Raw genomic sequence first — 11,807 nt, forward strand, 5'->3', positions numbered from 1 at the left:
CACAAACGTTTTGGGAGTATGTGATGCGCAATGTTATCGCTGCCGTCATGGCCTCAACGCTGGCGCTAAGTGCAATTAGCCAGGCCGCTGAAGTCGTTACCAGCGTTAACTGGCTCCCCGGAGACGAAGGGGGACAGCGCGGCAGCCAGAGCCATATGTTTGACGGCATAAGTTTAACCGAGCAGCAACGTCAGCAGTTACGGGATCTTATGCAACGGGCACGCCACGACAGGCTCCCCGTTAATGTTAGCGAAATGGAGACAATGCATCGCCTTGTCACCGCAGAAAATTTTGATGAAAACGCTGTGCGCGCTCAGGCAGAAAAGATGGCGCAGGAACAGGTTGCTCGCCAGGTCGAGATGGCTAAGGTCCGCAACCAGATGTACCACCTGCTTACGCCAGAGCAGCAAGCGGTTTTAAATGCTAAGCACCAGCAACGTATGGATCAGTTGCGTGAGGTTGCAAGGATGCAGAAAGGCTCAGCGATGATGCTTTCGAGTAGTAGCAACACCCTGCAACCCCAGTAACAAACCCTGTTTTCCTTGCCATAGACACCATCCCTGTCTTCCCCCCTCATGATGAGGGGGTTTTTTTTGCCCTTTTTTCGGCAAATCAACTTCTTCGCCTTTCCCGTGAGCGTCACAAGTTCAGGTTATACTAAGCGCAGTACAGGAGAAGGAGCCTATATGAATCAATCTTATGGCCGGTTGGTCAGCCGCGCCGCTATCGCTGCGACAGCGATGGCCTCTGCGTTACTTTTGATCAAAATTTTTGCGTGGTGGTATACCGGTTCAGTCAGTATTCTGGCTGCGCTGGTGGATTCGCTGGTGGATATTGCCGCCTCGCTGACCAACCTGCTGGTGGTTCGCTATTCGCTGCAACCAGCTGATGAAGAACACACCTTTGGCCACGGCAAAGCGGAGTCGCTGGCGGCGCTGGCGCAAAGCATGTTTATCTCCGGCTCGGCGCTGTTCCTGTTTCTCACCGGTATTCAGCACCTGGTGCGTCCGGAGCCGCTGCAGGCCGCCGGCGTCGGGGTCGTTGTGACGCTGATCGCTCTCGTCAGCACGCTGGCGCTGGTGACTTTCCAGCGCTGGGTGGTGCGAAAAACCCAGAGCCAGGCGGTGCGGGCGGATATGCTTCATTATCAGTCTGATGTTATGATGAACGGCGCCATTCTGGTGGCGCTGGGCCTATCCTGGTACGGCTGGCATCGCGCCGATGCGTTGTTTGCCTTAGGAATTGGCATCTATATTTTATATAGCGCGCTGCGGATGGGCTATGAGGCGGTTCAGTCGTTACTCGACCGCGCTTTGCCTGACGAGGAGCGTCAGGACATTATCACCATCGTGACCGCATGGCCCGGCATCCGCGGGGCACACGATCTACGAACGCGGCAGTCAGGGCCGACCCGCTTTATTCAGATTCATTTGGAAATGGAAGATAACCTCCCGCTGGTGCAAGCCCACGTGATTGCAGACCAGGTGGAGCAGGCGATTCTGCGCCGTTTCCCGGGATCCGATGTCATTATCCATCAGGATCCCAGTTCTGTGGTGCCAGCGGCGCAGCAGGGCTTTTTTGAGCGTTAGGTTATAGTCTGTAAACTCGATGTAAAAATGTGGGTCAGCTCGGCATTTTTTGTATAAATTACCGCCGTTTGGTCTGACCTGAATCAATTCAGCTTGAAGCGTTTGATATACTATTGTCATTAGCGTCGTGCACTCCTGGTGAGGGAGCGCTTCAGGCAACAGAATTATTTTTTGCTTCCTAAGTTCAGAGGTAGTCATGATTAAGAAAATCGGTGTGTTGACAAGTGGCGGTGATGCGCCGGGCATGAACGCAGCAATTCGTGGCGTTGTGCGCGCGGCATTAACGGAAGGTCTGGAAGTTTTTGGAATCTATGACGGTTACCTCGGCTTGTACGAAGACCGTATGGTTCAGCTCGACCGTTACAGCGTTTCCGACATGATCAACCGCGGCGGCACCTTCCTGGGCTCCGCTCGCTTCCCGGAATTCCGCGAAGAACACATCCGCGCTGTGGCTATCGAAAACATGAAGAAGCGCGGCCTGGACGCGCTGGTGGTTATCGGTGGTGACGGGTCCTATATGGGGGCGATGCGCCTGACCGAGATGGGCTTCCCTTGCATCGGCCTGCCGGGCACCATCGACAACGATATCAAAGGCACTGACTACACCATCGGCTTCTTCACCGCTCTGAGCACCGTGGTGGAAGCGATTGACCGTCTGCGCGACACCTCCTCTTCGCACCAGCGTATCTCCGTGGTGGAAGTGATGGGCCGTTACTGCGGCGACCTGACTCTGGCGGCGGCGATTGCTGGCGGCTGTGAGTTCATCATGGTGCCGGAAGTGGAATATACCCGCGACGATCTGGTGGCTGAAATCAAAGCCGGCATCGCGAAAGGGAAAAAACACGCTATCGTGGCGATCACCGAGCACATGTGCGACGTTGACGAGCTGGCAAGCTACATCGAGAAAGAGACCGGCCGTGAAACCCGCGCCACCGTCCTCGGCCACATTCAGCGCGGTGGTTCCCCGGTTCCTTACGACCGTATCCTGGCTTCCCGCATGGGCGCCTATGCGATTGAGCTGCTGCTGCAGGGCCATGGCGGCCGTTGCGTCGGCATCCAGAACGAGAAGCTGGTGCACCACGACATCATCGATGCCATCGAGAACATGAAGCGTCCGTTCAAGAACGACTGGCTGGATTGCGCGAAGAAACTGTACTAAGTTACGCGCCGGATAAACAAAAGGCCTTCTCATGGAGAAGGCCTTTTTTATGGCGCAAGGCTTATTCGATATCCAGCGGGTCTTCCGACAGGATCATCCCGGTGTTATCGGCATACAGATGGTCGCCGCTGAAGAAGGTCACGCCGCCGAAATTGACGCGCACGTCGCTTTCGCCGATGCCTTCGCCAGCCGCGCCGACCGGAATGGCCGCCAGCGCCTGGATGCCGATATCCAGTTCCTCAAGGTCGTCAACCTGGCGCACCGCGCCATAGACCACCAACCCTTCCCATTCATTCTGTACGGCCAGACGCGCCAGGTCAGCGTCAATTAACGCGCGTCGTACTGAGCCGCCGCCGTCGATCAGGAGAATATGACCACGGCCATTCTGCTCGAGCAGATCGTAGAGCAACCCGTTATCCTCGAAACATTTTACCGTAATGATCTGTCCACCAAACGACGACCGTCCTCCAAAGTTAGAGAACAGCGGTTCCACGACGTTGACATCTTCCTGGTAGATGTCACAAAGCTCGGAAGTATCGTATTTCATAGGCTTAACGTTCAGTTGCTGCGAGAGTTTTTAGTATATCCCGCGAATCGCATTGTTGGCAAAATCATCAATTGTTAATTGATATTTGTCAGTTAAGCCGCCAGCTTACTGGCAATAATCCCGATAACAAACAGTAGGTTGGTCAGTAAAGCCCCTTTGACCGTCTTTTCGAGCATCGGCCGCATCGCCAGCGGATCGGATTCGCGCAGGACGTAACGCGCCTGTTTGACCAGCAGCGGCGTAGCGAGAATAAACAGCCAGCCCCAGGCTGAATGCAGCGCCAGCAGGTTAAACAGCGCCAGACACAGCAGGGCGCCGAGCAGCAGGCAGGCATGATAGCGGCGGGCATTCACCGGCCCCAGGCGCACGGCTAGGGTGTTCTTCCCGTTCTGCCGGTCGCTGTCGATATCACGCAGGTTATTGATGTTCAGCACGGCGGTCGCCAGCAGACCGCAGGCCGTTGCCGGCAGAAAGATGGCCGCTTCCACATTATGCGCTTGCAGATACCAGCTGCCGAGGACGCTCAGCCAGCCGAAGAAAACGAGTACCGAAATATCACCAAGGCCGATATAACCATACGGGCGGGTGCCCACCGTGTAGGTGATGGCGGCCACGATCGACAAGCCACCCAGCGCGAGGAAGCCGATGAAATCGCCGACGCTCTGCCAGGCGACGCACAGCAGCGCCAGACCAAACAGACAGATCAGCGCGACGGTGACAATCAGGGCGCGCTTCATCTGCTGGGGGGTAATCACCCCTTTCTGCATCCCGCGCAGCGGCCCGATGCGGTCCGGTTTATCGCTCCCCTTGACCGCGTCGCCGTAGTCATTGGCGAGGTTGGAAAGAATTTGCAGCAAGCCGGCGGTGATCAGCGCCAGCAGGGCGACCCAGGGATCAAAATGCCCCTGCTCCCAGGCAAGGACGGTGCCAACAATAATCGCGGCAAATGCCAGCGGTAACGTTTTAGGACGCAGGCTTTCCAGCCACGCCTGAGAACGGCTGATATCAGTCATAGTTATTCTAGCCAATAAAAATGGGGGCGATAGCCCCCATCAACAGTGATGAAAATGCATTGCACCGGATTATAGGATAAAACGGCTCAGATCTTCATCTGCCACCAGAACATCCAGGTGCTTACTCACATATTCGGCATCGATAGTGACGGTCTGGCCGTTCATCTCGCTGGCATCATAGGAGATATCTTCCACCAGGCGCTCCAGCACGGTGTGCAGACGGCGCGCGCCGATGTTCTCGGTGGTTTCGTTTACCTGCCATGCGGCCTGAGCGATACGCTTGATACCGTCTTCGGTAAATTCGATATTCACCCCTTCGGTCGCCATCAGCGCCTTGTACTGCACGGTGATGGAGGCGTTCGGTTCGGTCAGGATGCGCTCAAAGTCATGGGTGGTGAGCGCCTTCAGCTCAACGCGGATCGGCAGACGCCCCTGCAGTTCCGGGATCAGATCGGACGGGCTGGCCACCTGGAACGCGCCGGAGGCGATGAACAGGATGTGGTCGGTCTTGACCATCCCGTGCTTGGTGGAGACGGTGCAGCCTTCCACCAGCGGCAGCAGGTCGCGCTGTACGCCTTCACGGGAGACGTCCGGGCCGGAGGTGTTGCCGCCGCGCTTACAGATTTTGTCGATTTCGTCGATAAAGACGATACCGTGCTGCTCTACAGCGTCGATGGCTTCCTGCTTCAGCTCTTCCGGATTGACCAGTTTGGCCGCTTCTTCTTCAATCAGCAGCTTCATCGCGTCTTTGATTTTCAGCTTACGCGGTTTCTGCTTCTGGCCGCCGAGGTTCTGGAACATGGACTGCAGCTGGCTGGTCATCTCTTCCATGCCCGGAGGGGACATGATTTCAACGCCCATCGGCGCCGCGGCGAGATCGATTTCAATCTCTTTATCGTCCAGCTGGCCTTCACGCAGTTTCTTACGGAACGCCTGGCGCGCCGCAGACGGTTCCTGCGACGGCTCAGTCTGGCCCCAGTTGTTCTTCGCCGGTGGGATCAGCACGTCAAGTACGCGCTCTTCAGCCAGCTCTTCCGCGCGGTAACGGTTCTTTTCGATGGACTGCATGCGAACCATTTTGATCGCCGCATCGGTCAGATCGCGGATGATAGAATCCACTTCTTTACCGACATAGCCCACTTCGGTGAACTTCGTCGCTTCAACTTTAATAAACGGCGCGTTGGCCAGTTTCGCCAGACGACGAGCGATTTCGGTTTTACCGACGCCGGTTGGGCCGATCATCAGAATGTTTTTCGGCGTGACTTCATGACGCAGCTCTTCGTTAAGCTGCATCCGGCGCCAGCGGTTACGCAGGGCGATAGCAACAGAACGCTTGGCGGCGTCCTGGCCGATAATGTGTTTGTCCAGTTCGCTGACAATTTCGCGTGGGGTCATTTCAGACATGGGAGATCCTTACGCTTTAGAAGGTAATTCTTCGATGGTGTGGAAATGGTTGGTATAGATGCAGATATCACCTGCAATATCCAACGCTTTCTCGGCGATATCGCGCGCGCCCATATCGGTGTTTTCCAGCAGCGCGCGGGCCGCGGCCTGGGCGTAAGGACCGCCGGAGCCGATAGCAATCAAATCGTTTTCCGGCTGTACCACGTCACCGTTACCGGTGATGATAAGCGACGCGTTTTCGTCCGCGACGGCCAGCAGCGCTTCCAGCTTGCGCAACATCCGATCGGTTCGCCAGTCTTTAGCCAGCTCAACGGCGGCCTTCACCAGATGGCCCTGGTGCATTTCCAGTTTACGTTCAAACAGTTCGAACAGCGTGAAGGCGTCGGCGGTGCCGCCAGCGAAACCGGCAATCACTTTGTCGTTGTACAGACGACGCACTTTTTTCACGTTGCCCTTCATTACGGTGTTGCCCAGCGTGGCCTGGCCATCACCGGCAATAACAACATGGCCGTTACGGCGAACACTTACAATTGTAGTCACGAGCAGACCCCTTGGTTGCAAAAGCGGAACAGGGGCCCCGCGCTGTCCGCGGGGCCGAATGCAATTATAGATGGGGGGGATTTTGAGGGTTTCAACCCCTGGCGGCGAGACGAATGCAGTTCGCGTGTCCAGCCATCTTCAGGCGGGTGATCATCTCGTTGGCGCTTTCTTTGCCTTTCAGCGGGCCAATGACCACGCGGTTCCAGCCGTTGTTGGTGGTGATGTGCGAAGCAAACCCTTCGAAAGCCAGCTGAGCGCGGACGGTTTCGGCCTGCTCGGCGCCTTTAAAGGAGCCGCACTGGATCATCCAGCTACGATCGTCTTTCTTCTCGGCGGTGGTTTTCGGCGCTTCTTCCACCCGAGTTACCGGCGCCGCGGCCTGGGTACGCGGCTGCGTGGTATTGGTATGCGCTGGCGTCTGCAGCAGATCCTGGTACGGCTGCTGGTTTGACGCGGTCTGCTTCGGCTGTTGCTGCTGGACCGGCTTCGGCTGCTGAACGCGCGGCGGCTGCTGCACGGTCTGCGGCTGAGTTTGCGCCCACTGTTGCTGTTGCGCCTGCTGCTGTTGCTGCGCTAAACGCTGGCGCTGTAGCGTCTGCTGGCGCTGGGCCGGCGTTTGTTCGTTCCACGGCACTTCGGTCAGCTGAGTCGGCTGTTGACGCATATCGGCCTGCATCTGGGCCAGCAGCTGGCGCTGTTCGTCAGTCAGCTGCTCCGGTTTCATCACTTCGCCGCCGGCGGTCGGTTCGGTCGGCGCGCGAACGCCCGGCTGTCGGCTTTCCAGCTCTTTAATATAGCGCCAACGCTCTTCCGGTTTTGGCGGCAAGCCGTTGCCGGCGGCCTGGCGATTTTGCATCGCTTCCGCTTCTTCTTTCTTATGGTGCGTAATGAAATAGAGTCCACCGATAAAGGCCACCAGCACAGCCGCCGCGATCGCCACCATAGCCGGTGAAATTGCCGGAAGGCTGCTTTGCTTATTCCTTGAGCTTCGGGTGGTGCTCTTTTTGCGCCGCGAAGAAGCCGGTTGGCTGCGGCGTACATAATCTCGTTGTGCCACTATCGTTTCGCTGTCTTATATTCGTTCGTCAGCCCGCCATGTTACTTAAGCGGCGGGCCTTTGACCAGAAGAGCAGGCCCGAAAGCCTGATGGTTATCGTCTGATTTTTTGCGTACTGCCGCGAACTATCAGTTCGCAATCGAGCAGGCGCGAGCCGCTGTTCACGTTATGACCCTGCATTTGCTCAAGTAATAGCAGCATTCCTTCACGGCCGATATCAAAACGCGGCTGTGACACGGTGGTCAATGGCGGATCGCAAAATTCAGACAACGCGATGTTATCGAAGCCGACAATCGACAGGTCGTCCGGCACTTTCAGACCGCGGCGTTTCGCCAGCGATAAGGCGCCCAGCGCCATCACATCGCTATGGCAAAAGACCGCCGTGGGCGGTACCGGCTGCGACAGCAGCTGCTCCAGCGCATTGGCGCCAGCTTCGAAGGTAAAGTTGCCGCGAGCGATATAGTGCGGATCAACGGTGATACCGCTGCGGCGCAGCGCCTGCACGTAACCCTGCAGGCGATAATGGCACAGCGGCATATCTTCCGGGCCGGCGATGCAGCCGATACGCTGGTGTCCCAGCTCGTGAAGGTAGTTTACCGCGTTAAAGGCCGCCGTCAGGTTATCGATGTGGACGGTGGGCAGCTCCAGTTCCGGCGCGAACTCGTTCGACATGACCATCGGTGGCAAATTGCGCTGCTCTTCCACGCTGGCGTCAAACGGCAGGCGCGAGCTGAGCAGCACCATGCCGTCAATCTGCTTGGTGATGATAAGGTCGATAAAGGTTTTTTCTTTCTGATTCTGGTGGGCGCAATCGCCGATTAACACCAGATATCCATGCTCGGCGGCAGTGACTTCAATACCGCGGATCACTTCGCTAAAAAAGGGATCGCAGATATCCGGGACGATCACGAGGATCGTCCGCGATTCGTTGCGCTTCATATTGCGTCCGAGCGACTGCGGTAAATAGCCGACTTCCAGCGCCGCCTGCTCGACCCGGTTACGGGTGGCTTGCGACACCTTATCAGGGTTCATCAACGCTCGGGACACGGTTGCCGTGGAAACGTTTGCCTTTAAGGCGACGTCTTTCATGGTGGCGGCAACCACTTGTTTTTTGGGCTTCACCTGGTTTCTCCTCGCTGAATGGCGCTGGCATTTCCCTTGCGCGCTAACTGCTGCATCTTTTTTATCAGATAGTCGCGGCAGTGAGTTACAGAATTTTCATGAAAAACGTGATGCTTGTTGAATTTTTCGATCCGGCTCGCAAGAGAAGGCTTACCCTTCAATAGGATCGACATCCAGCACCCACTTCACTTTTTTCGCCTCCGGCAGCGTATTGATCAGCGCCAGCGTACCGCTGACGATATGCTGCAGGCGCACCCGCGAAGGATGCTGCAGCAATATCTGCCACCGCCAGCGGCCGCCGCGCTTCGGCGCCAGCGCCGGAACCGGACCGAGCACCCATAGCTTGTCGTCGGCCAGCGGACTGGCCTGCAGCAGATTGCGCAGCTGTTGTAAAAACAGCGGCGCCTGCTGGTTGTTATGGTCTTCCGCACGAATCAGCACATGGCTGGTCCACGGCGGTAGCTGCATTGTCTGCCGCTCTGCCAGCGCCTGTTCGGCGAAAGCGTCGTAGCCTTTATACAGCAGGGTCTGCAGCAAAGGGTGTTCCGGATGGTGGGTTTGCAGAATCACTTCGCCCTGTTTTCCTGCCCGCCCCGCTCGCCCGGAGACCTGGGTATAGAGCTGAGCGAAACGCTCGGCGGAGCGGAAATCCGCGGAAAACAGCGCCCCGTCGACGTCCAGCAGGGAGACGAGGGTGACGTCCGGGAAGTGGTGGCCTTTGGCCAGCATCTGGGTGCCAATTAAAATACGCGCCCCACCGCGATGGACGGCGGCGAGATGCTCTTCCAGCGCCCCTTTGCGGCTGGTGGTATCGCGGTCGATACGCGAGATAGGCACGTCAGGAAACAGCGGCGCCAGGGCCTGCTCCAGCTGTTCGGTGCCGATACCCACCGGCACCAGGTGCGTGGAGCCGCAGGAGGGGCACTGGCGCGGGATAGGGCGCTGACTGTCGCAATGGTGGCAGCGCAGATGGTGCTGCGCCTGGTGCAACGTATAGTAGCTGTCGCAGCGCGGACATTCCGCTATCCAGCCGCAGTCGTGGCACAGCAGCGCTGGCGCAAAGCCGCGGCGGTTAAGAAACAGGATCACCTGGTTATCCGCCTGCAGATGCTGACGCATACGGCCAATCAGCGCGGGAGACAGACCTGCCTGCAGCGGTTGCCCTTTGAGATCGAGCACGTGCTGCTGGGCAGGGCGCGCATTGCCCGCGCGTTTGCTTAAGGTTAACTGGCGGTATTTGCCCTGGCGGACGTTATGCAGGGTCTCCAGCGCCGGCGTCGCCGAGCCGAGAATTATCGGGATCTGTTCGCTGTGGGCGCGCCATACCGCCAGGTCGCGGGCATGGTAGCGCCAGCCCTCCTGCTGCTTGTAGGAGCTGTCATGCTCTTCGTCGATGACGATGACGCCGAGGTCTTTAAACGGGGTAAACAGCGAGGAGCGGGTGCCGATCACAATGGCCGCTTCGCCGTTTTTCGCCTTCAGCCAGGCCGAGAGACGTTCGCTGTCATTGAGCCCGGAGTGCAGGACTTCCACCGGCGCGTTAAAGCGCTGGCGAAAACGGGCGATGGTTTGCGGCGTCAGGCCGATCTCTGGCACCATCACCAGCGCCTGGCGCCCCTGCGCCAGCACATTCTCCAGCACGCTCAAATACACTTCCGTTTTCCCGGAGCCGGTAATACCCGCCAGCAGCCAGGCGGAGAAGCGATCGGCGGCGCTGTGGATCGCGCCGACGGCGGTGGCCTGCTCGGTATTAAGACGCAGGCGTTCGCCAGCCACCGAATACGCGCTGCGCCAGTCGGTGAGGGCAGGCGCTTCGCAGGCCAGCTCCGCCAGCCCTTTGCCGCGCAGCGCCTGCAGCGCCGCTTCATTAAATTCCAGTTCGCCGACCTGATGACGCCAGATTTTGCCCTGGCGCAGCGCCGCCAGCGCCTGCTGCTGCTTCGGCGAGCGTTTCAGACCGTTAAGATCGACGGCCTGCCCCTGCTCGGTGGCGAACCAGTACCACAGCGGCGTAGCGCTGGCGGGTTTGCCCTGGCGCAGCAGAATGGGCAACGCATGGAACAGCACATCGCCGATCGGGTGATGGTAGTACTCAGCCGCCCACATCAGCAACCGCCAGACGGTACCGGAGAAGACCGGTTCGTCGTCCAGCGCTTCCGCGACCGGTTTTAGCTCGTCCAGCGGCAGCTCGCTGCGCTCGCTGACCGCCGCGACAATGCCGATCCGCTCCTGTTTGCCGAACGGCACCCGCACCCGACAGCCCGCTTTGACCGCCATGCCGTCAGGCAGCAGATAGTCAAAGGTGCGCGGTAGCGGAACGGGTAGGGCAACGTGGGCGACGGGCATGTCATCTTCCTGACTTGAAATCTGGCGGGATAGTATACACATTACGATAAGGCGGCGCGGATCAGTTTGCATATGCTGGTCAAATTCTGTATGATTCGCCGCCTTTGATGCGCTTTATATCGCATTGAAGATTGACCATTACCGTGTGCTTCACGCTGTCAGCAGCGTAGAGGGCGACGGGAAATTACTAATATCGCGTGGTGTCTGGCGTTAGGGCTGGAAGAGCGACGCGGCCTTAACTGAGGTTCTCCCATGAAAAAAGGTATTCACCCAAATTACGACGAAATTACTGCTACCTGTTCTTGCGGTAATGTCATGAAAATCCGCTCCACTGTAGGTCATGACCTGAACCTCGACGTGTGCGGCAAATGCCACCCGTTCTTCACCGGCAAACAGCGTGATGTTGCTACCGGTGGCCGTGTTGACCGCTTCAACAAGCGCTTCAGCATCCCGGGCAGCAAGTAAGTTGCCAGAAGAAGCCGCCTCAGGGCGGCTTTTTTGTGTCTCTCGCCTGCCTGGGCGAGAAAGAAAAAGGGCGGAAGAGTGCTTCCGCCCTTTTTATTGTCTCAGTATTCCCACGTATCCGGGTCGATACCCAGTTCACGCATAATCGCTTTCGCCGCTTCCGGGATCTCATCGCTGCGCTCTTTACGCAGGTCTTCATCGTTAGGCAACGGTTGTCCGGTAAAGGCATGCAGGAACGCTTCGCACAGCAGCTCGCTGTTGGTCGCGTGACGCAGGTTATTCACCTGACGACGCGTACGTTCATCGGTGAGGATTTTTAACACCTTCAGAGGAATGGAAACCGTAATTTTCTTTACTTGCTCACTCTTCTTACCGTGCTCAGCGTATGGGCTGATATATTCGCCGCTCCATTCAGCCATGAGATACCTTAATCCTCTGTTTATTAGTGAAGGGCCAGAATATTCCGCCCGGGCTATAATTGCGCGTAGTTTACCGTAAGCGCAGGCTTTCTGACATGAGATAAGCCGCCGCCGACGTGCGCTAATGCATATAATTTTAACGGCTA

At 57.6% G+C, this 11,807-nt stretch carries 12 protein-coding genes; 4 read left to right on the top strand and 8 right to left on the bottom strand.

What is annotated here, in order from left to right:
• Positions 1–23 precede the first annotated feature (23 nt).
• The 3 genes from cpxP (at position 24) to pfkA (ending at position 2,748) form a co-directional block, all read left to right on the top strand.
• The gene (gene cpxP / locus GQR96_RS00390; RefSeq protein WP_004203672.1) at positions 24–527 is read left to right on the top strand and encodes a cell-envelope stress modulator CpxP; all 504 of its coding nucleotides are present in this window, start codon (positions 24–26) and stop codon (positions 525–527) included.
• Between the two features lie 159 nt (positions 528–686).
• Entirely contained in the window at positions 687–1,589 is a 903-nt protein-coding gene (gene fieF, locus GQR96_RS00395) for a CDF family cation-efflux transporter FieF (protein ID WP_002882907.1), read from the top strand.
• Positions 1,590–1,785: 196 nt separating this feature from the next.
• Positions 1,786–2,748: a 6-phosphofructokinase gene (pfkA, locus tag GQR96_RS00400; protein ID WP_002882911.1), complete on the top strand. Its 963-nt coding sequence runs from the start codon at positions 1,786–1,788 to the stop codon at positions 2,746–2,748.
• A gap of 61 nt (positions 2,749–2,809) precedes the next feature.
• Here pfkA and rraA read toward each other — a convergent pair whose 3' ends face one another.
• The 7 genes from rraA to priA form a co-directional block, all read right to left on the bottom strand.
• Positions 2,810–3,295: a ribonuclease E activity regulator RraA gene (gene rraA / locus GQR96_RS00405; protein WP_002882913.1), complete on the bottom strand. Its 486-nt coding sequence runs from the start codon at positions 3,293–3,295 to the stop codon at positions 2,810–2,812.
• A gap of 92 nt (positions 3,296–3,387) precedes the next feature.
• Positions 3,388–4,308: a 1,4-dihydroxy-2-naphthoate polyprenyltransferase gene (gene menA, locus GQR96_RS00410; RefSeq protein WP_004203673.1), complete on the bottom strand. Its 921-nt coding sequence runs from the start codon at positions 4,306–4,308 to the stop codon at positions 3,388–3,390.
• 69 nt (positions 4,309–4,377) lie between these two features.
• Positions 4,378–5,712, bottom strand: coding sequence for an HslU--HslV peptidase ATPase subunit (gene hslU / locus GQR96_RS00415; RefSeq protein ID WP_004203674.1), 1,335 nt, complete (start codon positions 5,710–5,712; stop codon positions 4,378–4,380).
• 9 nt (positions 5,713–5,721) lie between these two features.
• Complete coding sequence (gene hslV / locus GQR96_RS00420) at positions 5,722–6,252, bottom strand: ATP-dependent protease subunit HslV (protein WP_002882918.1); 531 nt, start codon at positions 6,250–6,252, stop codon at positions 5,722–5,724.
• 91 nt (positions 6,253–6,343) lie between these two features.
• Positions 6,344–7,309 (bottom strand): cell division protein FtsN, encoded by a 966-nt coding sequence (ftsN, locus tag GQR96_RS00425; RefSeq protein ID WP_004203675.1) that lies wholly within the window; start codon positions 7,307–7,309, stop codon positions 6,344–6,346.
• A gap of 93 nt (positions 7,310–7,402) precedes the next feature.
• Positions 7,403–8,431: a DNA-binding transcriptional regulator CytR gene (cytR, locus tag GQR96_RS00430; protein WP_004203676.1), complete on the bottom strand. Its 1,029-nt coding sequence runs from the start codon at positions 8,429–8,431 to the stop codon at positions 7,403–7,405.
• Between the two features lie 150 nt (positions 8,432–8,581).
• Positions 8,582–10,777 (bottom strand): primosomal protein N', encoded by a 2,196-nt coding sequence (gene priA, locus GQR96_RS00435; protein ID WP_004203677.1) that lies wholly within the window; start codon positions 10,775–10,777, stop codon positions 8,582–8,584.
• A gap of 252 nt (positions 10,778–11,029) precedes the next feature.
• On the opposite strand from priA, the gene rpmE reads away from it, so the two are divergent.
• The gene (gene rpmE, locus GQR96_RS00440) at positions 11,030–11,242 is read left to right on the top strand and encodes a 50S ribosomal protein L31 (protein WP_002882922.1); all 213 of its coding nucleotides are present in this window, start codon (positions 11,030–11,032) and stop codon (positions 11,240–11,242) included.
• Between the two features lie 101 nt (positions 11,243–11,343).
• Here the strand turns inward: rpmE and metJ are convergent, their stop codons facing one another.
• Positions 11,344–11,661, bottom strand: a complete 318-nt coding sequence (gene metJ / locus GQR96_RS00445) for a met regulon transcriptional regulator MetJ (protein WP_002882924.1) — start codon at positions 11,659–11,661, stop codon at positions 11,344–11,346.
• Positions 11,662–11,807 lie beyond the last annotated feature (146 nt).

The organism is Klebsiella sp. PCX (assembly GCF_021869705.1).
Taxonomy (GTDB): Bacteria; Pseudomonadota; Gammaproteobacteria; order Enterobacterales; family Enterobacteriaceae; genus Klebsiella; species Klebsiella quasipneumoniae.